The following is a 24,157-nucleotide window of genomic DNA, read 5'->3' as shown; positions in this document are numbered from 1 at the left end:
AACAGAAAAAATGAGATAGAGAAAAAGCCGTCAGTTTGTCGATGTTAAATGCTATTCAAATTTTTCAACATGCGACAATTGAGCCAACTACATGAAGAGGAAACACAATGTCAGCATTTCTCATCAATAAATTATCTTTCGAAGATACCAAACAAATAATGTTGTCCTCCATGAAAACAATGGCATCTCTTCATGGTATTTTGGCAATATTCTTGCCGATAATTGCTGGTGGTGGACTCCTGACACTCATCATGAAAAATGTGACAATGGAGGGGCTTGCATTTTTTATCTTACAGCCAGTTGTACTCACCCTCTACCTTACGGCTATCTTATGCCGATATCAAAGCTCAGAGCTAAGATTGAATATCTGGGAAGAACTACGCAACTTTATCGTTGTGTTAGTTTATGCATTATTCCTGACCGTACTAATGATCGTAATATTGTGGTTGGTCAAATTTATGATTGCTTCAGCGGTTGCGGGTGAAACCAACCATGTTGAATATAAACAACCAACATTAACAAGCATTAGTCTGGCTTACTCCAACCTAATAGTGTATTTCAATATGTACGCCCTTGCCACTTTGAGCGTATTTATCGCTACGCCAATGCTCGTTTTATTCATACCAACAGTTACGCGGTGTAAAGGTTCTCTGCTGAAAAGTATACCAGTCATTTGTAAAAGTACTTTTATGAATATTGGGCCGTTGTTCGCATTTTCAGCTATCTCTGGTGTTGTTTTACTTTCGTGGTCATACTTTTCGCTCAGGTATGAATGGTTAATCCCGGCAGCAACTATACCTCTGGCCTACTTATCAATATTGAATTACCAGCTGTCTGAAGCAGCATTGCCTCGTAACCAATAAAAAGGAAACCTGTGATGAGAAAAATAATATTAAATGCGGTTGTTTGTTTATTTGCAATTAATGCATCAAGTTTCGCAATATCAGCGGAAAGCTCTCCATCTCGTGACGAACTGAATGACGTGATGAAAGTTCATGCTTCCGAGATTGCTGCTGTTATCGCATGTAAAGACTACCTCGAAAATGGCGAGGAACGTTTGACTGAAGCGAAATCAAAAGCTGGCCGTGTACTGGGTAAGATGGTAGGCAATCAAGCCAAGGGTAGCGAGTATGCTAGTCGGATTCTGGTAACTGTTAACGAAGCTAAGCCAGATGAGCAACTGAAGGCTGAATTCGACAAGGTCAACCTTGACCACTCAGTCCGCGTTGCAAAATGCGCTCAGCTAGTAGCTGGTAATGCCGCACGTGCGGACGATGCTGATATCAATTATCTGAATTAAGAGGCTAGCAATGGCGAAGATCAGGATCACTCATCGTTATGACATCAATAAAGACATGTTCTATGGCGTAGAAACTAACCAGCCATATGAAAAGGTTGTTCAGAGGTTAGCTTATCTCCAATTGATTCATTCCACGTTGCCTGATTTTCCCTACATGGCTAATTGCCTGGAACAGGCCGATGCAGTAGAACTCTATTGTCGAATCTTTGGTGGTATTCCTTTAAACACAAATCAACATTATACCGCAGAGATTGATTTATATAGGAACTGGGAAATAGATACACGCGAACTCGTTAATGACATTAATTGCCAAAATTCAATTGCCATTTCCGGCTGCGTAGAAAAAATATTTAAATACATTGTTGAAAACTCTGTTCAGATCTATCAGCTCACAAAAGAAGCTTATAAATTAGGGCAGGGCATGACTAATAATGAAAAAGAAGAAATGGCTCTTTTACTGATTTATATGGATTGGCAACTTCAAAGGATGGATCGTGTTTTAATGGGAGAAAAAATTCAAAAGGAATGGGATTGGCACGATTTTGAGGGAAGGTTGATTTCAGACATTTCGTATACACACACCGGACAACCTGACCTATACATCCACAAAGATTAATGTCATTGACGCACAAGCTGAATATATTTCGACCTTGCACAAATAGCAAACAAACACATTAGAAAGAATTAACCATGCATCTATAATGGATTCTGTTAAGCATAAAATATGGGTAGTAATAGATCCGTTATTGAAAATGTAAGACATGCTGGTAGAGTAAAACGAATGATAACCGTTTACCTTCTCTGTTCTGGCGGATGCCAGTTTATGGATGTGCATACTGGAACTATTTGAAATATGTAGGTAGAGGGATCTACTTACTATGTAGTGTGATTAAAAATATTCTGTTTTCTATGTGGTCAAAAAGTTCAGTATGAGTGATATATGATTGATGATTACAAAAGCTTCCTCAAAAACCCCGGGAATTTACCGGAACTAATTAGTTACTCTCCGTCAGGCAGACCTAGCTTAACGAGACGAGTTGAAGATCGCCTTAAATGCGCCCTTATCCTCGGCTACCTCAAGCCCGGTGATAAGTTGGTAACAAAAAACATCGCCGATGCTATGAAAATGAGCGTCACGCCCGTCCGTGAAAGCCTGATACGTCTGTCTGCCAGTAGTGCTCTTGCTTTGACTCCATCACATGCCTTTTTTGTTCCCATCATCACCAGTGAGCAGTTCAACGAGTACATGAGAATGAGGCGATTGATTGAGCCAGAACTGGCAGAAAAGGCCGTACTGAAAATGGATGCCAATGGCTTTGAAGAATGCCTGTCTTTGTGCCAAAAGCTGCGTTCCGCATATGAACGTAGGGATGTTTATCTGGCGCACCAGCTAAACCTCACTCTGCGGCTGAAGCTTTACATATACGCCGGTCTGCCTGAGTTTTTCAAAATTGTAACCCAACTGTGGATTAACCTGTGGCCAACTCTGAGTTACACGTTCGAATCTGACTCGGAGGATAAATGGCCAATATTTTTCTCGTCGCTTGAACTCGCTCTTTCAAACAGGGATGCAGGGGCAGCAGCAGATGCCATTAGAGAGTCACTGGATAAGGGGTTGCGGATCTATCTCAGCTTGTTAACCGAGCAAGGTGAGTAAACCGGCTACTAGTAGCCGGTTCGGATTCAACGTTTGAGGGTTTGCATCATCAGGGAGGGTTTAGGAATTGGTTCTTTCTGCTCAGCAGGCTTATCCGAATCAATGATGGTTGTTGCTCGGATACCTGTGGCCTGGGTTTCCACTGGTGAAGAATTCCGTTCAACGGCAATGCCCAGCGTTTGCGACAGAATGTTGCTCAGCGTTTCGGCATTAAACGATGTCGTGGTTTGTGCGGCCAGCAAATTTATTAACCGAGGGTCGAGCTCATGCAAGGCAGACGCAATTACCAGTGCCTTACGGTAAAATTCCCCCCGGGATCGGCGGGGTAAGCGCTCCATAATATCAAGAGCTTTACCGTCTTCTGGATTATTGCCGGGGCGGAGCCAGACGAGTAAACGTTTATCTTCTTCCATCACATAACCTCGTTTAGACGCTTGCCATTGCTTTGACGAGCGCGAGCTGCGCGTCAGGCGCTTTGATGACATCCAGCTTAGGGAATAGTTCGACAATATGAGAATGGATGAGCTCAGCACCGCCCCCGGCCAGTATGATTTTGTGGACGCTGTTCTGACGACGTATATCAGCTGCAACAGCTTCGGCCAGATTTTTCGACTCAGAATCGATAACGTCAATGATGGCATCAATTTTAGAGTGATCATTGACCGCAGAAGCAATCAACGCTCTATCATGACGGTTTTTAATGATGATATCCGCAATGGCATAACTACTTGGAGACTGGGCATCCTGGAGCGCAGCCATAACAGCTTTTGTCACTCGTGAAACGCCAACATCGCTGTTGCCAAAGATATCAGATATGCCCTCCATTGCCCCCTGAATGATGGCCAGGTCTAGGGTTGTTCCCCCCAGATCGACAACCAGGGTTCGTGTAAGCTGCGTGGTTGTTTTAGGATCAATCAGATATTCAGCCGCAGGTACTGATTCAGGCATTACGTTAACTTTTACAACATGAAAAGTTTCGCCATTATTCAGGGTTATTGGGCCCATAACGTTGGCCTTTTTCTTTTCAATATTAGCTTCGTTCAACTGCGCATCGCTCGTGAAGAACATGGCCACCGGCAGTGTCACTGTAAGTTCAACATCCTGTGGCTCAAGACCGGAAGTCAAAAGGGCATGATGAATTGCTACGCGACTTACAGCGTCGAACTGGAAAGAGGTATGCGTTGTTGTAATTGCAGATGTTGAACCAATGTCGTGAGTAAATTTCCGCCCATCAATGAGATAGTTGTAGATAGTTTTACCACCAAATGCGAGTGGAGTAGCCCAGCCTTCGCGGAAGGCGTTCTGCGAAACATGAGTTTTGATTTCACCATTCTCAATCCAGGCAAGTTTTACGTTCGTTGAGCCGTCATCACAAGCGATGTTCATCATGGTATATACCTCATTAAAATGTTCAAAAGTATCAAAAATCTCTGCCATTTTAGATAGTAAGCCATCCTGAAGCAAGGAATGCGCACCTGTAGCGCACGTTTAATGTCCACAAAATGACTATGAAAAGTGAATTACGAGTGAGTAAAACAGGAACGATTCTATCGGATTGAAATCTGGCGGGGTAAACGAGAAAGAGGGATGTATACGTACATGCAGAGGTCGGTAGCCCTGGAACACCAACGGAAAAAGTAACAAACCACCCGAAAAATGAACCAGTGCCACCAGACTAAATTGTGACAATCGATAGCCAATACTGCAAGAGAACCTAAGAATAAAAGGTATCGCTATATGACAGCTCAGTCGGTAAAATCGAGGAAACCATGTCGGATCACCATTGTAGTTTCTGGTTAGTTCAATAATGAGGTATCCCCAATGACATCCATTCTGCTTACTTCTGATTCTGTTGATGGGTACACTTTTTGTATTTCTACTGATGGTAATGGATGTAAGCTGTCAGTCAGGCCAGAATACCGGCGCAATGGCACACAAACTTATGATGGCTGGTTTCCCAGATACTACTCAAAGCCTCAGTATGCTAAAGCAGCGTTAACAAGGTTCCTTGGAGAATCTGTTAACTGGTCACCACGGACGGGGCTCAGTTAGTCACAGGATACGTAACAGCCTGAGTCCGAGGATACCAACAAGTCAAGAGAACCCCCTGATAAACCCTTAACAATCAACACCTTACCTTGGTGCGCTTAATGTATTGAACATGTTAAATGGCTGCATGAAGTGCAGACATTTAGCCTTCAGCGATGAACTTTCAGACAGTTAATATCGTCTCTGATGCAGCAACATCACTGAAACTCAGATTTTACAGATTGCCCTGATGTTTATTTGTTAAGTATATAGTGCAGCTATTTATAGCATTATCATCATTTTACAGCAATGCAGTTAATGAAGGGATTCCTGATTTCCCACTGAAGCCTGAGCCAGTTCAGGTAGGATACATAAATCTGTGTATCACCCTCCGTCATGTAACTGTTTCGCTGAATCTTTCTGGTCAGGGGATAGAATGCCACCGTACCATAGGGTGTTTCTGAGATAATGATTTTAGTATTCCCGTTATATGCAATTTCATAAACAATATTGTTTTTCTTAAGTTCATCCTCCGTATCCATAACTATTTCATTTCGTATTTTATTCACTTCGTGATAATGCTGGCTCAGTATCTTCATTGCTGAGCGTCGTAATGCTGCTTCCTTTGCATTCTCCATTGTACTGATGAAAGAAACTGTGTCCGGGGAATAGAAACGACGATGTGAAAAATCTTTATCCAACTCATATTCTCCGGGGTTATTTTTCCAGCGGGCATAGCCATTAAGTTTTGGAAGGTCATCGCAGAAATGCTGGAAGTTATGCCATCTTTCGCAAACCGTCACTCCCTTATATCCTTTAAAATATTGTTTCCCTTTAACTGTCATGTAGCACCTTGCCAACATATTATGCCAGAGAATGAACGCTCTTGTTCTCTGATGGCTTCGGGTGTTTTCAATTGTGGAATGCTTTCCATTTCCAATATATCCCACATCATAATAACGGGGCTTCATCAACAGTGTTATTCGTTCATCTTCTGAGGACGGGAACGCGTCACCTGAGACTGCACCTGATTTAATATGCGTACCGTAGGCCTCTTTGATTATGCCGCTGTCTTTAAATTGCACAACATAATATCCGCGTCTTGATTTATCTTCGGAGCGACCAAGAACAGAGCATTCACCATTATGCTTCGTGGTAAATACAGCACCGGGAAATAACGTGTTATGGTTGTAGTTCTGGTGGTATCTCTTGTTTCGAAAAAGCGTCATTTAATATTTCCTGAGTAAAGAATTGGAGGGAGAAAAAGAATCGGGTCGGGTCCTGTTTTTCCCCTTTAACTTCTGTCAGGCCAGCACTCCGGGTGGAGGTCAGGAATTAAATTTAAGAATCCATTCAAAAAAATAAAATTTAAAATAATACAGACAATGCAATGTGACAGGTATCGTGTCGTTCTGTCAGCAGTAATCTGAGGTTGTCACAAAGCAGGCTCAGCACCCTGCCTTATCATGCACTGGTGCGCTCAGAATGCGCTACAGGCACTGTAAATACGGGTCAGGGCAGGGTGTGCAGAGTCTGTCTGATGGCAGGATTCCGGCATATGCACCACTGTTCATTTATACAGTTAAATGAAATTAGTGCAGATTGTGACCGGAGGTTGCACTGGCGTGATTGTGGGCTGTTTCAGGGCTGAAGTATGGCTTTGCACCGACTGCATTCCCCTGATGGCCTGTAGCGCGTTATATGCTTCTGGTTATGCTGATGTGCTGTGCCGGAATCACCCGATAGGGTGGTAAAATAAAAATAAATATAATCAATTTACAGATTCAAATATCCATGCTACCATCGCCAAATCGCCAACCGGGGTTAAACCCTTATTATGATATATTTATTCTTAATCGGTTTTCTGTACTTACTCTGAACCTCTCAATATTATCCCAATATTAAGCCCTCCGCAGGAGAGCCATACGGCTTGAGTTAACAAAGAATCAGAATAAAAAAATAAGAATCTCCACCAAAATGAAGACCCTTACATGTCAGCATCAGAGAAATATCAGCAATCTACTTTATCAAAGTCTATCCTGAAATCATCTTTCATGGCATCGGCATTATTCATTTGCTTTCCATTTCTTAATAACTGAAGCTCTTTGAGTATTTCCTTCTGAATGTCCGCCTGAGTAAACAGAACTGTTTTTAGCTCATAGGATGTAATGCTTTTGATTATCCATGCAGCACAGACAACGGTGATAATGATTTTTGCCGTATCAAAGCTGATGAAAGCATACCCCTGAAGTATCGAATACCATGACGGGTTGTCAGTTCCAATAAAATAGAGCCAAATCAGTATGGTTATTGTAAGATTGATAGCGAGCGTTAATTTTGAAAGATGTTTTGTCAAAAATGAACTGTTCATTTTTTTGTATTCCTTTTTAGTTTTGTTTTCCAGTGTTGCATCCGGCGCGATATGCCTGAGTAACTTCAATATGCTCGGCTCGTTCCATTCCTCGTAAGTTTTCCGTCTGTTTATTAAATTTCTTTATTTTCTTCTCACAGACGGAATTGCGATGCTGTATTGCGTCCCTGGCTCCGGTTATACATGCGCCATAAATAACATCCGGGTTGGCAATTCTGGAAAAATTTGCGTAAGAATCACATGTAGCAGTCACTCTCATCTGCATCTGTGATTGCGTAATCGCCAGTGACTGATTTGCAAATAACAAACCGGCGATTGATATCAATAAGGGAAGGGTGGTTGAATTTTTCATTCAGCACCTCCCTGTAAAATACAATCAATTCCCATTGCATCAGTACCCCAAAGCTTGATATCCGGTTCACCACCTGATGCACCCTGAGTGCTCATATCCAGAGCAAGGATATAGAAACTGTTTTCATCAACATCAAACTCGTAGTTAACAAGTGGAGCGCCACTGGTCTGATACACCGATTGCTGAATATCCTGAATACGTTTTTGTGAGATGAGCTTGCCGTGATGCAGTAACTTTATGACGCCAGCGTCTTTCATGTAGCTCATGAATCCACTACTGGCACTACCGGTAACGTGTCGCTCAATGCTCCAGCCATCATGACAAACAATATTGTCTGCCATTGCAGTAACCGGAATGGTCATACTGGCGGCAAAGGTAAGGATTGGTATCAATCGTTTCATTCGAATCAGGTCCTAAGAAAATTATCAGGACGCCCGGTAATCTCAGTGAAGGCCGCAAGACATTTCAATCGTTATGCGCAACAGAGAGTACGGGCAACACAGCCAGCACAAGGATGACCATAAAACATCAGATTCAGCCTTTATCTACGTTTGTCAAAGCAAGTTTAAAATGTCACCTCTTTGTGCAAGATAGAAAGGGCACTTTCAGCCTATGTAATCATATTAATGTGACTGCTGCGTTATCCCACTCAACCAATTAATAAAGCAAAAGTTAAATATGAAAGACTGGAATAAAAATATAACGAAAACATCTTAATATGGAAATATCTGTGTCAACGGGATCTTTAGTTATTGAATATCTGGTTCTAAATAGGTTCTACATTCAACGGGAAGGGAAACCAAATATCTATATGTTTTTTATAAATACCATTACGTGGCAAACAACAATCTGCATATTTTTTTAAAGAATCTCCACATGGACAAATATTTTCTGGCGATAATACTCCATCATGTTCTTTCGCCTTAAATCTCCAGGTCGTAATATTGAAAATTTGATGTGGGGATTGTATGTATTTGACAACACTAATTAAAGTTGAATAGTTATAATGATCACCATCATTGGAGAAAAAAACACTACATTTGTTAACGGGATTACTAACTATGTCATAAGTAATTAATTCAAAATCGATCACTTCATCAAAGCAAAGAACTCCATTATAAAGTTTATTTTTAACATGACCACAATCATTAATAAAACTACGGGTTGTATTACATACTGAACATTTCACTTCTTTTATTATTTCACGAGAACTACCGAAGATTTTATATGGGAATAACGCCTGCCAATTACATACCATTCTCGCTAAGAAGTTAACACCATAGAAATTAACCTCAGGCAGAAACTCATTATTTTCTTTAATATGTATTAAATCTATTTCTATCCTTTCAAGTTCTACCCATGCTTCATAAAAATCACCTCTTGTAAGTAAATTAATGACTTGAATATATTTTAAATGGGCTAGTAAAATTGTTTTGTATAAAAACAATCTGTTTGATTCATTATTCAAGCTCAAGGATTGAGCTTTTTTTAACTCAGCATTAAGATAATCAAGAATAGCACTATCTTCTTGAGTAATACACATCCAACGCTTTAACTTTTCGTGAATATTCATAATATCTATATAGATTTTTATTTGATTTTGTTAATTACTTTTAAAACATCGTCTACTTTTCCAGAAACAGTGTATTTCACATGTTTTCCTGATTTATTTTTTTTAATTATAGAGACTTTAACGTCTATATCTCTAGTTCCAAAGTTATCAATTTTTTTCTGAATATAATTTGAAACAAGATTTACTAAAAAAGGTATCATTACTGATGTGGCAAAGAAAGTGCCTAACGCTAACGTTATACTGTTTAATTGCAGGTACGAAACACCATTAGAATCTCCGTACACTTTAACATTAGAATGTGATTGCTTGGTGAACTGGAAAAAATCCAGTGCATTACCTCCAGTAATTTTTGAACTATCAAAAACGATCGCAATCTCATCATCTTGAGGTTCATATGAAGAAATGATTTTTACCTCTTCATCTTCATCACTCATTTCACTCAAAGTAATGGGGTTCATTCTCAACTCCTTGTTTTATATTTTTACATTCAAATTTTACTATACGACTGGTTAATTGCTCCTGTCCAACACACACCAGAGTTCATATGCTTAGCATACAAGGGACCAATGCCAGTAGCGACAGGCTAGTGTGTCAAAAAACCACATGAAGATCAATCTCCTGCGGAAAATTTGGCCGCAATTAGTTTCATTGTCCTTTCCATGCCTTGATAAACTGTCGCATCTGTAATGTTTAACCTTGCGAGTTCCTTAAGTATTCTAGCTTTGTTTCTGATCACTATTTTTTCTACTTTAAACTCTTGCATAGCATCATCAGGGTTTGAAACTAAATCGGGATAAACAGCATTATTCCCAAATAATAAGAATGCACCTGACTGTGATGACATCCTTTCATTATTATTTCTTCCTTTAACGAAAATTAACCTTTCCAAATCTGATGGTATAATTACATCTTTAAAATAAGGTTTTTCATCTTTAATGTAATGTATGAGTTTTTGACAAGCTTCAGTTTTATTGAAAGCCTCCTTGTCCATTTTACAATCCAGCTGATCTTTCAGTGTTTGACTTAGCATTGATATATTTGATATGCAACTTACTGTATCAGAGTCAAAGAATTTTATACGATCCCTTTTTGTTTTGAAAATAATAACATGTCCATCAACCTCATTTGTATTTTCATTATTACTAATGTCGCAACAAGCGAAATACAGAGCGATTAGTGGATTTGATGTTATATCCAACAAACGAGTTGGTAGTCCGTAGTGTTGCATCCTTACTAACTTGTCTAGCATTGTTTTATCATCAACAAACTCAGTTGGCCTTGCTGTTAGGGCTTCACGGACTAAATTTGATTCACTGTGCAAATGCTTGAAGTTACCTTTTTTGTTTTTCCTGAAAACTGATGGAGCCAACTCGTAAGATACATCAGAATGTCCACGATAAAATATTTCTGCATCTTCTTCATGATCTTGTTCTAAAACACGCGCCATGAAACTTTGAACATTATCTATTATTGGGTAGTTATCAACTTCATCAGGAAGTGCTTCAGTAGGAGGAAGTGGTGTACTTCTTGTCGTTATATTTAGAAGTGCTAATGTTTGATTTAAATCACGTGCTTTTATTCCCCAGTGAGTCCGTTTCAGCCCATATGCACCTAATTCTAAAGCTGTTTGATATAACTCTTTGTTTATCACTACGACATCATCTTGTGAGTGAGTGATTCTGAAATCAAACTCAACATTTTTGTTAACTGTTCGTAGATTTGAAATTACACCAAGTCGCAAAGTAATGTATTCAACATTGTCTCGGGAATAAAGTTCTGACATAAAAAGCGTAGGTAATTTCTCAATATAAGATAATGCTTTATCATTCAAAGGCGTTAACTTCAACCGGATGTCATCAGAGGTGCCTTCTAACATACGTGATATAGGAAAATCACAACTCCCACTAACCCGTTCATACATGGGCCAATGTTCAAAATAGTCAGGTTCTCCGCCCATAATTAGATTAAACATTAAAACTAAATCCTTATATTTTACTTAATGAATTATTTACAATCCAATCAATTGCGCCAGAGGTGCGAATCCAAGGCTTTATATTATGATTCACATAATAAATGGCTTCATCCATTCCACCTAACGTGATATATCCACTGTTAGACTTGATCTGTAATCTGCACTTCGATAACAAGCCGGGGATGTGTCTATTAGAATCAATCGCAGCTTTAGCGATATCATCGGCATCCGGGGATGACTGTCGGTAGGCGAGTAGGGCGCGTGTATACTGAAAAAACGAACGCATATCCCCAGGATAATCGTCCAGTAGCAAGGCCAGATCATCCACCATTTCAAGCTCAAGGTAATAGTTCGCTAATAAATGACGAATCCCCTGGTTATCGTTCGGGTTGAGCTTCAGCATTTCGCGGCTATGAGCCATAGCCGGATAAAAATTACCAGACTCCCATAAGGCCTCAGCCAAAGCTGCTTTTGCTCTCATATATGGACGTGTTTCGACAAATCCCCAGAAACGTCCTGCGAACTCCTGAAAATCCTCGCCAAGTGCAATGCTGGCTGCGTACAAAGCAGTCTCCAGCTTCCCGATTTTTGACTCAGGAGGTTCTTGAGATATCTCGCAGTAGAATGAGTATGCGTCAGCACAGAGCGGGGATTTCTTGATAGCTTTTCTGATGAGTTTCAGCACAACTTCCAGGTCATCATTTTCCCAGGCATCGAACATGAACTCCTGAGCCGCAACCAGATCTAGATGTAATTGCTCAGAGCTGACAGCAGTTTTATACAAATCAACGCGCTTTGTAGTCGGGAATTTAATCATCTCAAGTATCCTTTTGGGGACTCACTGTTCCGGTACTTTGCAGCACTGATGGTCGATTCTATCGCTTTGAACTTGCCACAAACAAGCTCGGGTCTGCCAGAACGGGATTGATAGCCCGGAGCTGTTCCTGGATGCGCACCTGAGCCTTACGGCTGGGCGATTTTTTGCTTCGTTCCCGTTTGCCTTCGCTTTCCCGCTCATCCTGTTTTACCTGAGCCAGTCGGAGTACAGTCCCGAGACGTTTGTTATCAACAATCTGCCCCTGGTCGACACAGGCCAGCTTATCAAATGCCTGGCACTTAAGGCTCCGGTGCCCATAGAGGAAGGCGAGGGTGCCATCGGGATAATCCAGTACTTTAATTTTTTCACCGGCAAGACGGCTATTTTCTTCTGTGGTGTCCATGAGATAAAGGATCTTATCGTACTGGAAGGTCAGTGATTTCGACACGGTACGAACATCATGCCAGGCAAAGATGTCTCTTAATTCATCGGGGCTTTCCTGCACCGGACGATGCAAATCTTTGGGGAACTTAGCCGGTCGTGAAAACCGGCTGTTAAAGTCAGCGATGAAAGTGGCAAGCCAGGCATTTGCGGCCTCAATGCCGGTTATACCTTCCAGACGCATTTCTTTGATCAGCCGATCCTGAAGTGTCTGATTCGCACGTTCCACGCGGCCTTTAGCTTCAGAGCTGTTGGCACAAATAAGCTCGATTGCCAGGTCATAAAGCACACGTCCGAACTGGGTAACGGTGGTATTGCGTTTCTCCGGACCACTGACGCGAAATATTGCGTGTTTGTCACTGTACAGCGATACCGGCTTCCCATGCTGCTCGATGTATTCCCGGGTTGCCAGCATGTAGTCAAAGGCTGTTTCTGACTCGCTGAACCGCAAATGCATCAGACGCCCGGTGGCATCATCGATAAAGACCAGCAGGCAGCATTTTGGCGCACGGCCTTCAAACCAGTCATGGTGGGAGCCGTCGATCTGGATAAGTTCACCCAGACAATCACGCCGATGTCGGGGTTGATAAACCCGTGACTTACGGCGAGCATGCGGGACCCAGAGTCCGTCAGACGTCATCCAGTTGCGGACGGTCTCGATTGAAAGCCGGATATTATGGCGCTCTCTGAGTTTTTCTGCGGCCAGTGTGGGCCCAAAGTCACTGTAGTTTTCACGTATCAGCGTGAGTACTCGTAGTTTGAGAGATTCGGTCAACCGGCGGTTGCTGGGCTGGCCGCGTTTGCGGCTGACAAGTCCTTCAGCACCAGAAACTCGGTAACGATTGATAAGTCGTTGCGCCTGACGTTCTGAAATGCCAAGCTGTGATGCTGCATCACGACGGCGTAGACGCTTTTCACAAACTGCCTGTATCACCGGTAGGCGGTGGATCTCTTTATCTGACATGGTCACCAACATGCGTTGAGCCCCTTAGAATTGCATTCAGTTTAGCTTACTCTAAGGTGACGTTTCTATCTGGATAAAAAGTGACATTACTAAATGGTTCTAACAATCTATGTCAAGGCTCAATTGAAATGTCCGTTATCCAGCTCAATTAAAATGACCACTTTGATCTCTCATTCTCTTTACTGATAGACTTTCCTCCGACTGAAACAACAGGATGATTGAGCCCATGCTTCGATACGAGTTAACGCCGAACAATGCAGGTTTTATACTGTGGGGAGATTCAGAAGCCCTGAATGAATTACATGAACTCATTCATTACATCGTGGATGAAAGCCCACTGATTAAAGTTAAAGACGGATTTATGTTATCCCTTGCCTATGATATTCGTAAAGCACGGGAAGGTAATCGTCGTGTTGAGCAACATCAGTATGATCAACATGATACATATAAGCTTTATGGTGTTGAGCTTTTATGGCCTCTGGTCCTGGTACAGTCCTCAATACTCAGAAACTCAATGGGTTATATTCAGACAGACAAAAACCAGCTGTCTGTCATGTATGCCTTTGAATACCTGATAGAATCAGCATTAACAGAGTCTGAGAGAACAACGTCGAATGATATTATGCTAACAGTAAAATATGCATCAGACTCTGATTTTAATTTCATTGAGGATAATATTGACAGCAGGTGCTGCTATTTTATCAGCCTATCTCCGGAGCAAAGAAAAAAGCAGTTAATCAGTATTGTTCGTTCTTTTCATTCATTATGGGGTAAGTATGCCCGTGAAAAGCAGGACATAAAGATGCTGAACGAAATGAATAATACATCATGGGTCTGGCCGGACAATATCAACTGGTGAGCAACCACTGTCCGGCCAGTGAGTACCATCAGCGGGCTCTTTTACCAAAAATGTCCTCTGAACGTGACTGAAGCTGTTTGAGTGCTTCGAGCATGTCATCATTATCCAGTGAGCGCTGGGATTTCTTCCCTTCCTGCTTTGGCCGTCGTCGGGAAGGGCCATCTCCAGCGGGAATTGACTGAGAGCGCGTGTTATCCCGCTTGCTCTGCACCAGACTGATAAACTCCAGGGTTCGGCCAAGACGCTTGTTATCGACAATCGCGCCCTGGTCGATTTCTGACAGTCGGTCGTAGGTAGAGTAGGGAAGTAGCGTACCGTTCAGGCGCAGCTCTTTTCTGCCATCAGGATAGTGATACACATCGATATATTTACCTATTGCACGGCGACTCAGTTCGCTGTCTTCAATCAGGTACAACATTTTATCATATTGTATCGTCAACGATTTTGAGACTTTACGTTTTTCACGAACAGTGAAAATAAGCCCCAGGTCCTCATCATGTTCTACAGCACGGTGTACGTCAAAATCATGTCGCGGTACTTTGCCAAAACGGCGGTTATAGTCAGCCATATAGGCCTCAGCGAAGTCATTTGCAGCCTCCATTGAACAAATGCCCTGTAACCGCAGCTCTTTGACCAGACGATCCTGTAAAGTGAGGTGAGCTCGTTCTACACGCCCTTTGGCGGGACTGGTTTCTGCACAGATAGTCTGGATGTTCAGTTCATGCATGGCTCGCCCAAACTGAGTATGCCCGTCTCCGCCTGTGGCGTGTTTATTGTTAACACGAAAAACACCGGCTTTATCGCTGTACAGTGCCAGCGGTTTACCATGCTTATCGATATAGCGCCGCGTGGCTTCGAAGTAAGAAAACGTGGACTCCGATTTAACAAACAACAGTTCCATCAGTTTGCTGGTTGCATCATCAACATAGACCAGCGCGGTGCAGGCCGGGCCACGGCCTTCAAACCAGTCGTGATCACAGCCATCTATTTGTATCAGCTCACCAGTACACGGACGCCGGTACCGTGGTTGAGGGATCCTTGCGGCACGTTGTTTACGGGGAACCCATAAGCCAGCCCGCACCATGATGCGCCGGACAGTTTCTTTGCCAAGAAACAGTCCGTGGAGTTCTTCGAGCTTTTCACGCGCCAGAGTCGGACCGAAATCAGCATAACGCGTCTTGATCAGTTCCAGAGCCTGATCTGCGAGCCCGGGTGGCAACTGGCGGTTACCACGCATGCCACATCGTCTGCTGGCCATACCAAGCGGTCCGCCTTCACGGTAACGGGCAAGAAGTCTGCGGCATTGCCTGTCGCTGATACCGAGGTGCTCGGCCGCACGGCGCGTTGTGATGCGACGTTCAATGACGTCCTGTATAATCTTGATCCGGTTGATCTCTTTCAAAGTAAACACTCCTGAGCTTTCTGCGCTCATGATATGCCTCCCGGTAGTTTAAACGGACCAGTGAAGCTTACCATAGCGCGGACATCTGAATTGAGCCACAGGCGGACATTACTATTGAGCCATTACAATCTAAGTGCGCATAATGAACCTTATGTTGAATTATGGTTAAGTAGTCGATTTTATGGTTGGAAGTGCCTGTTTGCAGTAAAATGCAGTTCATTACCTTTAACCACTGGAACTAGACATGGCTAATGAAGATCTCCCCTCTGGGTGCAAACGCTGTAAAGGATGCAATCAGGTTAAACCCTTCGAAGAATTCGGTAAGGAACTTAAGGGTAAGTTTGGCCTTAAAAGTAAATGCAAGTTGTGCATTAGCGATAAAAACAGAAATTATGCTGCCGGTTCCGGTGCAGGTGTAAAACTCCAAAACAATAAAAAATACCAGACCGAGCATAAGAGTGAACTGGCAGAAAAGATGAGAGTAAGACGGGCAAAGAAAAAATTTGGAGATAACTATGAAGCATATCTAGCATCTTTAGAAAGGATTAAAAACCTCTGATAATTACATAACAACCTTAGTCAATAAGACACAAAGATTATGTATTGTTGCTTTTATTTCAAAGCATCAACTTTATTGAAAAGTTACGCTATACACTGTGCAATTTATTATGCTGATTTAATTTGGTGATTATATGAGTTGTCATGACAGAGACATCAATAAGATCCTTCAATCATTCACTCACTTAATGGTTGAAGCAAAAAAAAGCATCTTTCATTCAAAATCAATGAAGGTTCAAGGTCTTCAGTTAGTAGATGAGTTATACATCCGTGCCCGGACGGGAAAAATGTCATACCTCGGTTCGTCGGTACTGGTAGTCGCAACCATTTCAGTGAAGACCCCAGGCAAAGGATTTTTCAGACAGTTACTCTCGAAATTAAAAGAAGCAGCTGAGACAAATAACTACATCTTAAAGGTTGAGAATGTCATCAGCACCGAACTTAGGGAGTTTCTTATCAGAGAGGGTTTTTCATTTCCTGGTGAACGGTGGATGTGCGGTTCCGGCTACTGGGCTCCATCATCACTTAGGCTTAATGACCAATTAAGCACCCTCCCCGTCTAATATGAGGCCGTAAATGTTCATAACCCCTGAAGTTGCTTATGTCTGCGAGCTGTTACATAAATATGATGTACTTCCACTCGAATGTGATGGTCATACTATGGTTGTAAGTTGCCTGCTAGATAGATTCTGTATACCGCACCAGCGCATCGTTGGAGAAGTAACGTTGGCTGGAACTGGCCAGATAATTCGACCTCATCTGTGGATAGAGTATGACGAATACATAATAGATTACCGCCTCCGCATGTGGGCAAGGAAAACCGAAGATAATGTTAGTCTAGTGCCTCATGGCATCTTTATCGAAGATAAAAGTCAGGCAATTTACACTGCTCAAAGAATTGCAAATAAAGCCATGATATCAGACTCGATAATTGATTTTATGACAGATGGGTTATGGACTAAGATTCTCCTAGAAATCCCTGGTAAAAAAAGAATTACATAAAGCAGGAGGATTAAGTTTGTTCATAAAGTTTTTCTTCACTGACACTCAAAGCAAAGATGTCTTTTTCCAAGCACCAATCTTAGAAAATATTTGCTTTTCTACTGACTCAAGTTGGTTCATTAAAAGATGATAGTTGAATCGCCACGGATAATCTAGACACTTCCGAGCCGTTGATAATACTGGTTTTCATATTCTGTCGGTGAAATCTGATCGCTAGAACCATGCCGACGCTTACTGTTATAAAACATTTCGATGTAATCAAAAATATCGCTGCGGGCTTCTTCCCGCGTTCCGTAGATCTTTTTCTTTATCCGTTCGCGTTTCAACAATTGGAAAAAGCTTTCTGCAACCGCATTATCATGGCAGTTACCGCGACGGCTCATGCTGCCCTCCAGGCCGTGTGATTTCAGGAACGACTGCCACTCATGGCTTGTGTACTGACTGCCCTGATCCGAATGAACCAGCACCTGTTTTTGGGGATTACGCCGCCATACAGCCATCAGCAGTGCGTTCAGGACAATGTCCTTTGCCATCCGGGATTGCATGGACCAGCCGATAATTTTGCGTGAGAACAGATCAACAACCACGGCAAGATACAGCCAGCCTTCGTGGGTTCTGATGTAGGTTATATCCGTTACCCAACGCTCATTCGGAGCATCCGGATTGAACTGTCGCTGGAGCCTGTTGGGCGACACGATACTGGCCTCGCCTTTACGTGCCCGCGGGCTCCGGTATCCGACCTGAGCCTTTATCCCGACACGTTTCATCAGTCGCCAGACTCTGTTCACTCCGCACTGTTGCCCGCTGTCCCGCAGATCCAGATGGATTTTACGATAACCATAGACGCATCCCGATTCCAGCCAGAACTGTTTAATCTGTCCTGTCAGTCTCAGGTCTGCCTGATGGCGTTGTGAATGCGGCTGCTGAAGCCAGGCGTAAAAACCACTGGGATGAACATCCAGCACCCGACAGAGCAGGCGAACAGGCCAGCAACAGGTGTTGTCACGGATAAAGGCGTACCTCAGTCGGACAGCTTTGCGAAGTACGCCGCTGTAGATTCAATCTGTCAATGCAACACCCCTTTCAATTATCTCTTTCGGTGTTTTGAACTTCAGTGTCTTTCTCGGTCTGTTGTTTAGCTGAGCAGCAACCAGATCTAGTTCATGTTGAGTATATTGGGCAAGACATGTCTTTTTAGGAAAGTACTGCCGAATTAGCCCATTTGTGTTCTCATTTGTTCCCCGCTGCCAAGGACTCTGAGGATCGCAGAAGTAAACTTTAACGCCGGTGCTGACAGTAAATTCTAGATGTCTGGCCAGTTCCATTCCTCTGTCCCATGTCAGTGATTTTCTGAGTTCTGACGGTAAACTCAGGAATTTGTCGGTAAGAGCCTGATTTACTGAGACAGAATCTTTGCCCCTGAGTCTAAGGATGATCGTATAACGTGATTTTCGGTCTACAAGTGTGGCTATATGAGAGTTTTTTGTACCTGAGACTAAATCGCCCTCCCAATGCCCCAGAGAGCGTCTGTTATCGATATTTCGGGAACGTTCGTGAATTGGTGTTCCGTTCACTATGTTAATCGTACCTCTTTCGCCTTTGCGGGTATGACGCCTGCCATGGCGAAGGCTATGCGACCGTCGCAGATGCTGTATATTCAGGTGGTGTAGCGCTTCACGGCTACGAAAGTACAGCGTTTTATAAATTGTCTCAGGTGATATTCGCAGCGTTTTTTGACGTGGTTTTGTTCGCCTTAACCATCCTGATATTTGCTCTGGAGACCATTTCATCTCCAGCTTTTCCAGAACAAGCTTTCGCAATGGTAAATTTTGATCCAGTAAGCACGGTTTTGGCCTTTTCGCCATTCTGTTGGCTCGGTTATTAGCATCAACAGCTTTGTAATAGCGTCTGCCCCGATTACGCTGAACTTCACGTGAGATCGTCGAAGGACTGCGATTCAGCGCAGTAGCTATCGCACGAATGCTCATTTTGGCTGACAAACCAGCTCGTATCTCCTCGCGCTCAGACAGTGTCAGGTGAGCTACAGCCCGCTTACGCTCATGGGGTTTTATGCCGCCAGTATCCCTTAACATAGTGAAGATCGTTCCGGGTTTTGAACCCAGGATATTCGCTATTTCACTGAAGCCTGTTCCGTTCTTCCATAGTTCAAAAACAGAGGCTTTTTCCTCTGCTGTAAATGTTCGTCTCATTCAAAAAACCTCCGCAACCCCATGTTTTCACATAACTGTTGCGTTGACCAATTGAATCTACAGCGGCTTTTTTTAATATGTCCCGTTCGTCGGTAACCCGTTTCAGCTCTTTCTGGAGACGGCGGATCTCGGCCTGAACATCTGACTGTTCTTTATTAGTGGAAGAATCCGGACCGTACTTCTTTATCCAGGCGTAAAGGCTGTGGGTGGTGATATCGAGACGTGTTGCAACGCTGGCAACAGAATAACCGCGATCAACAACCTGTTTGACTGCTTCAATTTTAAACTCTTCGGGATAACGCTTACTGCTCATGGGCACCTCTCTTTAAGCCATCTTAAATGACTCTGAGGTGTCTGTTAAACCCGTGGCGATTCAAGTCAGGAGTCTCAGCTCCAATGTTCCCTTCCCACTTTAGAATCAATTCACTTACCTTCCCTTTTAATGTTGCAAGGAGAACAAGCTGTTTCTTCGCGAATACAATCTCTTCCTGATGTATGTTTTTCTTTGCCATTGTAGTGTAGGTTCCATATCCATGTTGATTTATGTTAAGGATTACATTTTATTAACAATATTTTTATTGATTGTAAACACAAATCTCAATGGAATAGCATGAATTAAAGTCATCACGACCATTTTACCTAGTAGTATCAGCATGATAGTAAGTGAAATCAGATTATAAAAAGCAGATAGTCATATCGAACAAAAAGATAATTGAAATAAAACAAAAAACCATCACTGTTAAGTGATGGTTAATGATTTCAATATGGAATTATTTAGTAATCAAACAAAATAACCAGGATTATTAATCAGATCACTTTGTTGAGTACTATGTGCCATTTCAACAAATTCAGACACGCTTGTAATTTCATTGAGTGTGGTGATTGCGAATAATCGAAAAGAAAACTCTTTATTACCTTTTCTTGGGTAGATGTTCAGGAAAAAATTCAACTTTTGACCAACCGGACACATACTTGAAACCGCAGCATAAGATTGTGTCTGTCTGAGGTACTGAGTGAGGAATTGAGCAAGATCAACACCCTCATCAGACGTTAACGACCTGGATGTCTGAACCTTTAATAACCTTACAAGGTTATCTATGGCGGTCTGAATAGGAAGAAGTTCTATCTGAGGAACCTTCAAAAAATCAGCTATGATAATACCAAGTAACTGGCTCTGATCGTTCATGAAATTATGGATATAAAGAAAGTGTGAGTCACCGAATCTTTCAGCAGAATCATACTTAAAATTCCATTCATTCAATACTGCACTGTACTTCATTTTATTCATGGTTAGCTCCTCTTTATATAAAAAAAGATTAACGCAACATTCATCGGTGACGAAATTCTAAGACCCGTTAATTTCGCCCCCTATTGGGGTCATAAAAAATTGTCACGCTACGGCCTGTCTGGCAGAATCCCCTGAAACCGATTTGCGATAAGTAACCCTGATGAAAAACCTCATTAATGATGTTGCGACTGAAGCACGGGCATTACTGAACGGTATCCTCGCTGACTGTGATACCGATGACACAACGGGCACATGCCTATTTGCCAGTCTGCTATTAGCTCGTCTGGCACATAGCAAAGGGTTATCAGCTGTGATTAGAGGTGGCGATGGGAAATCTGACGGCGGGTTATTCACTATGTATGGCGGGTTCGGTCATTACTGGTGTGAGATCTCCAACAACGATGAATTCCATATTGTTGATATATCGGCAGATCAATTTGGCTTCGAAGGAGTTATCGTTAAGAACATCAAAGAGGTAGAAGGCTGGCCACGTTACATCCCTGGAAACCAGGATGTCGTAAATGCTGGAGTTGAGGAGCTCTTCAACCACGGATACTAAATGGTCGAGTCTAAGTGCGATTTATACACCTCAAAACGCCCCCATTCTCGATTCAAGAATTATTGATTTACAAGTAATATCAGAAACATTTAGTTCACTCTAAGGCAAGTGAATGAAGAAGAAATTACCGTCATGGTCACCAGCTGAAGATCTGAAGCTTATAAAAGGGCTTAAGGATGGTTACTCATTTGCAGCGCTTACGTCCATTCTTGGATACAATGAAAGGATAATCCAGTTAAGATGTATCGAGTTGGATTTATACCTTCTCATAAGAGAAAATCTCTCCGAGCCTAACGAAATTACCCTCAAGCCTAACTCTTCAATCAGAGTGCCACCGGCTGAACCAGCTTCAGGTATAACTCTTAAAACTGTAGTGGTTTACTGAATTTGGCCACCTGAACAGAGGTGATATGCTCACCTCAGAACATTACAGGTGCCTCAATGAAAAAAAGAAATTTCAGCGCAGAGTTTAAACGTGAATCCGCTCAACTGGTCCTTGATCAGAACTACACCGTTGCAGCTGCGGCCAGTGCTATGGATGTGGGTCTTTCTACCATGACGCGATGGGTAAAGCAGTTGCGGGATGAACGACAGGGCAAAATACCTAAAGCCTCCCCTATAACCCCGGAACAGATTGAAATACGTGAGCTGAAGAAAAAGCTACAACGCATTGAAATGGAAAACGACATATTAAAAAAGGCTACCGCGCTCTTGATGTCAGACTCCCTGAACAATTCTCGTTAATCGGGAAACTCAGAGCGCAGTATCCTGTGGTCACACTCTGCCACGTGTTCGGGGTTCATCGCAGTAGCTACAAATACTGGGAGAAAAGCGCCGAAAAGCCAGACGGCTGGCGAGCTGTGTTACGCAGCCAGGTTCGGGAGCTGCATAACATCAGCCATGGCTCTGCTGGCGCAAGAAGTATCGCCATTATGGCAACCCTGAGAGGCTTCAGAATGGGACGCTGGCTTGCTGGCAGGCTCATGAAAGAACTGGGGCTGGTGAGTTGTCAGCAGCCTACCCACCGGTATAAACGTGTTGGTCATGAACACATCGCTATCCCGAATCGCCTTGAGCGACAGTTCGCAGTGACAGAACCTAACCAGGTGTGGTGCGGCGATGTGACGTACATCTGGACAGGCAAGCGTTGGGCTTACCTTGCAGTTGTTCTCGATCTGTTCGCAAGGAAACCAGTGGGCTGGGCAATGTCATTCTCGCCGGATAGCAAGCTGACCATCAGAGCGCTGGAAATGGCGTGGGAAGCTCGCGGTAAACCAGCCGGAGTGATGTTCCACAGTGACCAGGGTAGCCACTATACAAGCAGGCAGTTCCGGCAGTTACTGTGGCGTTGCCAGATCAGGCAGAGTATGAGCCGACGTGGAAACTGTTGGGACAACAGCCCGATGGAACGCTTCTTCCGTAGTCTGAAAAACGAGTGGGTGCCAGTGACAGGTTATATAAACTTTAGCGATGCTGCTCATGCGATCACAGACTATATCGTCGGGTATTACAGCTCGCTAAGGCCGCATGACTATAACGGTGGGTTGCCCCCAAACGAATCGGAAAACCGATACTGGAAAAACTCTAAAGCCGTGGCCAGTTTTAGTTGACCACTACAAACCCTGCTAGATAATGGATGGGTAGCACACTGCATAAATGGTGAAAATGTTCTGTACTCTCCAGAATGGTGGCGAACAAGAAACACAAGCCTGTTAGTACCCGAAGATGAGGATACTGATCAGCTACATAAGAAAACATCTTCACACCTCATTACCGGTAAACCGTGGACTCCTGACGATACTCGGGTCTTACTTAAGGCGATACAACATGGTATCAGTAAAACGGCACTTGCCGAGCTTACCTTAAGAAGCCATCAATCCACTCTTCAGCAACTTATAGAGCTTGGAATGATTACCGTGGGCGCTGAAGACGATTCATCTAGTACGGTTATATGGTTAAATAAAAAAATAAGTTCTGCGAAATTATCAAAAAAACGTTTTCTTGATGTCCTGCCACTAATCGAATTCGGCTGGCACATTGATGGATTCGACCTTACCGCCCCAGATTGGTGGAGCAAGCATATAGTGCTTAATGAAATTATCTATGAAACCGTACCAGATAAAACCATTTCAAATTACCCGGCCAGAACTGACATTGATTGTGATAGTGAAAAACCACAACAAATTAAGGAAAGATCAGTGCCTGAACGGAACCAAAGAGAACCACAAAAACCAGCCAAATGGGTATGTGGAAACTATAAGTTTTTAATTACACTTCTATCTGAGCATCGTTCAATAGAAGTGATTGCCAAGAAAATGAATAGGACAGATGGCGCGATTAGGTCACGTCTACAGCATATCGGTATAACGCGTTACGAGAAACCAACAAAACCTGGTGAAAAAGGAAGTGTCATTAAAGCTACATCAATTTCTACAGATATCTTCAGAAACCAGCCATTTTTTGTGAAGAGATTACTCATAGATGCCGGATGGTCTGAAAAAAACAATGAATTGCATTGCCCGGTCTGGTGGAGCAATTATCCACACAACGTTTAACGGGCTTAGTCACGAACTCTACCCTGGAGAACTATATGTTTGATTATTTTAACAGACCATTTGACACTTTCGACTGGGCGCTGATTATAGGATGCGGAATCCTTTTTGTCGGGCACTTTATCTGGAAAATCTTCTTCAGCGATGAAGGCCGTAGGAAAATTGATAATGAAGCGCCGCCTCCAATCATGACTCAGAAAGTAGATGATGAAACGGATGGTAAATAAGCACACAAAAATAAAACGCCCTTAA

The 24,157-nt window shown here is 42.8% G+C and carries 27 protein-coding genes and 2 pseudogenes; 13 read left to right on the top strand and 16 right to left on the bottom strand.

Annotated features, from left to right (window positions below; all coding sequences use genetic code 11):
- The first annotated feature begins 107 nt into the window (after positions 1-107).
- The 4 genes from HV261_RS23380 to HV261_RS23365 all read left to right on the top strand — a co-directional run bounded on the left by HV261_RS23380 (position 108) and on the right by HV261_RS23365 (position 2,957).
- Complete coding sequence (locus HV261_RS23380) at positions 108-863, top strand: hypothetical protein (protein ID WP_009654999.1); 756 nt, start codon at positions 108-110, stop codon at positions 861-863.
- Positions 864-877: 14 nt separating this feature from the next.
- Positions 878-1,300: a hypothetical protein gene (locus tag HV261_RS23375; protein ID WP_043016719.1), complete on the top strand. Its 423-nt coding sequence runs from the start codon at positions 878-880 to the stop codon at positions 1,298-1,300.
- A 10-nt stretch (positions 1,301-1,310) separates the two neighbouring features.
- Positions 1,311-1,916: a hypothetical protein gene (locus HV261_RS23370; RefSeq protein WP_043016718.1), complete on the top strand. Its 606-nt coding sequence runs from the start codon at positions 1,311-1,313 to the stop codon at positions 1,914-1,916.
- A gap of 324 nt (positions 1,917-2,240) precedes the next feature.
- Positions 2,241-2,957 (top strand): GntR family transcriptional regulator, encoded by a 717-nt coding sequence (locus HV261_RS23365; protein WP_080940394.1) that lies wholly within the window; start codon positions 2,241-2,243, stop codon positions 2,955-2,957.
- A 26-nt stretch (positions 2,958-2,983) separates the two neighbouring features.
- On the opposite strand, the gene HV261_RS23360 is transcribed toward HV261_RS23365, so the two are convergent.
- From HV261_RS23360 to HV261_RS23310, 11 genes are all read right to left on the bottom strand, one after another.
- A complete protein-coding gene (locus HV261_RS23360; RefSeq protein ID WP_009652914.1) occupies positions 2,984-3,370 on the bottom strand; it encodes a plasmid partitioning/stability family protein in 387 nt (128 codons plus the stop codon).
- A gap of 13 nt (positions 3,371-3,383) precedes the next feature.
- A complete protein-coding gene (parM, locus tag HV261_RS23355) occupies positions 3,384-4,346 on the bottom strand; it encodes a plasmid segregation protein ParM domain-containing protein (protein WP_007372199.1) in 963 nt (320 codons plus the stop codon).
- A gap of 935 nt (positions 4,347-5,281) precedes the next feature.
- Complete coding sequence (locus tag HV261_RS23350; protein WP_045269653.1) at positions 5,282-6,214, bottom strand: hypothetical protein; 933 nt, start codon at positions 6,212-6,214, stop codon at positions 5,282-5,284.
- A gap of 782 nt (positions 6,215-6,996) precedes the next feature.
- Positions 6,997-7,356: a hypothetical protein gene (locus HV261_RS23345; protein WP_045269654.1), complete on the bottom strand. Its 360-nt coding sequence runs from the start codon at positions 7,354-7,356 to the stop codon at positions 6,997-6,999.
- A 16-nt stretch (positions 7,357-7,372) separates the two neighbouring features.
- Positions 7,373-7,708: a hypothetical protein gene (locus HV261_RS23340; protein WP_045269657.1), complete on the bottom strand. Its 336-nt coding sequence runs from the start codon at positions 7,706-7,708 to the stop codon at positions 7,373-7,375.
- A complete protein-coding gene (locus HV261_RS23335; protein ID WP_045269655.1) occupies positions 7,705-8,109 on the bottom strand; it encodes a hypothetical protein in 405 nt (134 codons plus the stop codon). Before HV261_RS23335 ends, HV261_RS23340 begins: the two co-directional genes overlap by 4 nt.
- A 365-nt stretch (positions 8,110-8,474) precedes the next feature.
- On the bottom strand, positions 8,475-9,281 hold the full coding sequence (locus HV261_RS23330) for a hypothetical protein (RefSeq protein WP_016239971.1): 807 nt from the start codon (positions 9,279-9,281) through the stop codon (positions 8,475-8,477).
- A gap of 17 nt (positions 9,282-9,298) precedes the next feature.
- Positions 9,299-9,739, bottom strand: a complete 441-nt coding sequence (locus tag HV261_RS23325; RefSeq protein ID WP_016239970.1) for a hypothetical protein — start codon at positions 9,737-9,739, stop codon at positions 9,299-9,301.
- 152 nt (positions 9,740-9,891) lie between these two features.
- On the bottom strand, positions 9,892-11,253 hold the full coding sequence (locus HV261_RS23320) for an FRG domain-containing protein (protein ID WP_000482601.1): 1,362 nt from the start codon (positions 11,251-11,253) through the stop codon (positions 9,892-9,894).
- A 13-nt stretch (positions 11,254-11,266) separates the two neighbouring features.
- On the bottom strand, positions 11,267-12,070 hold the full coding sequence (locus tag HV261_RS23315) for a hypothetical protein (protein ID WP_000589340.1): 804 nt from the start codon (positions 12,068-12,070) through the stop codon (positions 11,267-11,269).
- A gap of 58 nt (positions 12,071-12,128) precedes the next feature.
- Positions 12,129-13,475 carry an ISNCY-like element ISLad2 family transposase gene (locus HV261_RS23310; RefSeq protein WP_076611902.1) on the bottom strand — a complete coding sequence of 449 codons (1,347 nt, stop codon included), beginning with the start codon at positions 13,473-13,475 and terminating at the stop codon, positions 12,129-12,131.
- Between the two features lie 226 nt (positions 13,476-13,701).
- On the opposite strand from HV261_RS23310, the gene HV261_RS23305 reads away from it, so the two are divergent.
- Positions 13,702-14,334, top strand: coding sequence for a DUF6904 family protein (locus HV261_RS23305; protein WP_001567369.1), 633 nt, complete (start codon positions 13,702-13,704; stop codon positions 14,332-14,334).
- 28 nt (positions 14,335-14,362) lie between these two features.
- On the opposite strand, the gene HV261_RS23300 is transcribed toward HV261_RS23305, so the two are convergent.
- A complete protein-coding gene (locus HV261_RS23300) occupies positions 14,363-15,766 on the bottom strand; it encodes an ISNCY-like element ISKpn21 family transposase (protein ID WP_001567368.1) in 1,404 nt (467 codons plus the stop codon).
- 214 nt (positions 15,767-15,980) lie between these two features.
- Between HV261_RS23300 and HV261_RS23295 the strand changes: the two genes are divergently transcribed.
- From HV261_RS23295 to HV261_RS23285, 3 genes are all read left to right on the top strand, one after another.
- The gene (locus HV261_RS23295) at positions 15,981-16,295 is read left to right on the top strand and encodes a hypothetical protein (RefSeq protein WP_009652923.1); all 315 of its coding nucleotides are present in this window, start codon (positions 15,981-15,983) and stop codon (positions 16,293-16,295) included.
- Between the two features lie 133 nt (positions 16,296-16,428).
- Positions 16,429-16,857, top strand: a complete 429-nt coding sequence (locus tag HV261_RS27800) for a hypothetical protein (RefSeq protein WP_032155219.1) — start codon at positions 16,429-16,431, stop codon at positions 16,855-16,857.
- Between the two features lie 13 nt (positions 16,858-16,870).
- Positions 16,871-17,296, top strand: coding sequence for a hypothetical protein (locus HV261_RS23285; RefSeq protein ID WP_016241518.1), 426 nt, complete (start codon positions 16,871-16,873; stop codon positions 17,294-17,296).
- Positions 17,297-17,448: 152 nt separating this feature from the next.
- Here HV261_RS23285 and HV261_RS23280 read toward each other — a convergent pair.
- The 4 genes and pseudogenes from HV261_RS23280 to HV261_RS23265 form a co-directional block, all read right to left on the bottom strand.
- A pseudogene (locus HV261_RS23280) lies at positions 17,449-18,342 on the bottom strand (IS3 family transposase); the annotation flags it as partial.
- Between the two features lie 12 nt (positions 18,343-18,354).
- On the bottom strand, positions 18,355-19,506 hold the full coding sequence (locus HV261_RS23275) for an IS30-like element IS30 family transposase (RefSeq protein WP_001254932.1): 1,152 nt from the start codon (positions 19,504-19,506) through the stop codon (positions 18,355-18,357).
- A gap of 64 nt (positions 19,507-19,570) precedes the next feature.
- A pseudogene (locus tag HV261_RS23270) lies at positions 19,571-19,819 on the bottom strand (transposase); the annotation flags it as partial.
- Between the two features lie 468 nt (positions 19,820-20,287).
- Positions 20,288-20,794 (bottom strand): hypothetical protein, encoded by a 507-nt coding sequence (locus HV261_RS23265; RefSeq protein ID WP_007372203.1) that lies wholly within the window; start codon positions 20,792-20,794, stop codon positions 20,288-20,290.
- A 160-nt stretch (positions 20,795-20,954) separates the two neighbouring features.
- Between HV261_RS23265 and HV261_RS23260 the strand changes: the two genes are divergently transcribed.
- From HV261_RS23260 to HV261_RS23240, 5 genes are all read left to right on the top strand, one after another.
- Entirely contained in the window at positions 20,955-21,353 is a 399-nt protein-coding gene (locus HV261_RS23260) for a hypothetical protein (protein WP_016241897.1), read from the top strand.
- 112 nt (positions 21,354-21,465) lie between these two features.
- Complete coding sequence (locus HV261_RS23255) at positions 21,466-21,738, top strand: hypothetical protein (protein WP_326929181.1); 273 nt, start codon at positions 21,466-21,468, stop codon at positions 21,736-21,738.
- Positions 21,739-21,794: 56 nt separating this feature from the next.
- Positions 21,795-22,963, top strand: a protein-coding gene (locus HV261_RS23250) for an IS3 family transposase (protein WP_100216202.1) whose coding sequence is annotated in 2 segments (ribosomal slippage) — positions 21,795-22,044 and positions 22,044-22,963 — 1,170 coding nt in all. Because the reading frame shifts where the segments join, the coding sequence is not laid out codon by codon here.
- A gap of 297 nt (positions 22,964-23,260) precedes the next feature.
- A complete protein-coding gene (locus tag HV261_RS23245) occupies positions 23,261-23,908 on the top strand; it encodes a hypothetical protein (RefSeq protein ID WP_226795170.1) in 648 nt (215 codons plus the stop codon).
- 35 nt (positions 23,909-23,943) lie between these two features.
- Positions 23,944-24,132, top strand: coding sequence for a hypothetical protein (locus HV261_RS23240; protein WP_007372207.1), 189 nt, complete (start codon positions 23,944-23,946; stop codon positions 24,130-24,132).
- Positions 24,133-24,157: the final 25 nt, after the last annotated feature.

The organism is Citrobacter sp. RHBSTW-00671, assembly GCF_014103415.1.
In the GTDB taxonomy this organism is placed as follows: Bacteria; Pseudomonadota; Gammaproteobacteria; order Enterobacterales; family Enterobacteriaceae; genus Citrobacter.
Note: the sequence above shows the minus strand (reverse complement) of the source record. Positions and strands in the feature narration are given on the sequence as shown.

Excerpts from the sequence above, each read along its gene's own strand:
- HV261_RS23380 (WP_009654999.1), top strand. The coding sequence starts at position 108 with ATGTCAGCATTTCTCATCAATAAATTATCTTTCGAAGATACCAAACAA.
- HV261_RS23375 (WP_043016719.1), top strand. The coding sequence starts at position 878 with ATGAGAAAAATAATATTAAATGCGGTTGTTTGTTTATTTGCAATTAAT.
- HV261_RS23370 (WP_043016718.1), top strand. The coding sequence starts at position 1,311 with ATGGCGAAGATCAGGATCACTCATCGTTATGACATCAATAAAGACATG.
- HV261_RS23365 (WP_080940394.1), top strand. The coding sequence starts at position 2,241 with ATGATTGATGATTACAAAAGCTTCCTCAAAAACCCCGGGAATTTACCG.
- HV261_RS23360 (WP_009652914.1), bottom strand. The coding sequence starts at position 3,370 with ATGGAAGAAGATAAACGTTTACTCGTCTGGCTCCGCCCCGGCAATAAT.
- parM (WP_007372199.1), bottom strand. The coding sequence starts at position 4,346 with ATGATGAACATCGCTTGTGATGACGGCTCAACGAACGTAAAACTTGCC.
- HV261_RS23350 (WP_045269653.1), bottom strand. The coding sequence starts at position 6,214 with ATGACGCTTTTTCGAAACAAGAGATACCACCAGAACTACAACCATAAC.
- HV261_RS23345 (WP_045269654.1), bottom strand. The coding sequence starts at position 7,356 with ATGAACAGTTCATTTTTGACAAAACATCTTTCAAAATTAACGCTCGCT.
- HV261_RS23340 (WP_045269657.1), bottom strand. The coding sequence starts at position 7,708 with ATGAAAAATTCAACCACCCTTCCCTTATTGATATCAATCGCCGGTTTG.
- HV261_RS23335 (WP_045269655.1), bottom strand. The coding sequence starts at position 8,109 with ATGAAACGATTGATACCAATCCTTACCTTTGCCGCCAGTATGACCATT.
- HV261_RS23330 (WP_016239971.1), bottom strand. The coding sequence starts at position 9,281 with ATGAATATTCACGAAAAGTTAAAGCGTTGGATGTGTATTACTCAAGAA.
- HV261_RS23325 (WP_016239970.1), bottom strand. The coding sequence starts at position 9,739 with ATGAACCCCATTACTTTGAGTGAAATGAGTGATGAAGATGAAGAGGTA.
- HV261_RS23320 (WP_000482601.1), bottom strand. The coding sequence starts at position 11,253 with ATGTTTAATCTAATTATGGGCGGAGAACCTGACTATTTTGAACATTGG.
- HV261_RS23315 (WP_000589340.1), bottom strand. The coding sequence starts at position 12,070 with ATGATTAAATTCCCGACTACAAAGCGCGTTGATTTGTATAAAACTGCT.
- HV261_RS23310 (WP_076611902.1), bottom strand. The coding sequence starts at position 13,475 with ATGTCAGATAAAGAGATCCACCGCCTACCGGTGATACAGGCAGTTTGT.
- HV261_RS23305 (WP_001567369.1), top strand. The coding sequence starts at position 13,702 with ATGCTTCGATACGAGTTAACGCCGAACAATGCAGGTTTTATACTGTGG.
- HV261_RS23300 (WP_001567368.1), bottom strand. The coding sequence starts at position 15,766 with ATGAGCGCAGAAAGCTCAGGAGTGTTTACTTTGAAAGAGATCAACCGG.
- HV261_RS23295 (WP_009652923.1), top strand. The coding sequence starts at position 15,981 with ATGGCTAATGAAGATCTCCCCTCTGGGTGCAAACGCTGTAAAGGATGC.
- HV261_RS27800 (WP_032155219.1), top strand. The coding sequence starts at position 16,429 with ATGAGTTGTCATGACAGAGACATCAATAAGATCCTTCAATCATTCACT.
- HV261_RS23285 (WP_016241518.1), top strand. The coding sequence starts at position 16,871 with ATGTTCATAACCCCTGAAGTTGCTTATGTCTGCGAGCTGTTACATAAA.
- HV261_RS23275 (WP_001254932.1), bottom strand. The coding sequence starts at position 19,506 with ATGAGACGAACATTTACAGCAGAGGAAAAAGCCTCTGTTTTTGAACTA.
- HV261_RS23265 (WP_007372203.1), bottom strand. The coding sequence starts at position 20,794 with ATGAATAAAATGAAGTACAGTGCAGTATTGAATGAATGGAATTTTAAG.
- HV261_RS23260 (WP_016241897.1), top strand. The coding sequence starts at position 20,955 with ATGAAAAACCTCATTAATGATGTTGCGACTGAAGCACGGGCATTACTG.
- HV261_RS23255 (WP_326929181.1), top strand. The coding sequence starts at position 21,466 with ATGAAGAAGAAATTACCGTCATGGTCACCAGCTGAAGATCTGAAGCTT.
- HV261_RS23245 (WP_226795170.1), top strand. The coding sequence starts at position 23,261 with ATGATTACCGTGGGCGCTGAAGACGATTCATCTAGTACGGTTATATGG.
- HV261_RS23240 (WP_007372207.1), top strand. The coding sequence starts at position 23,944 with ATGTTTGATTATTTTAACAGACCATTTGACACTTTCGACTGGGCGCTG.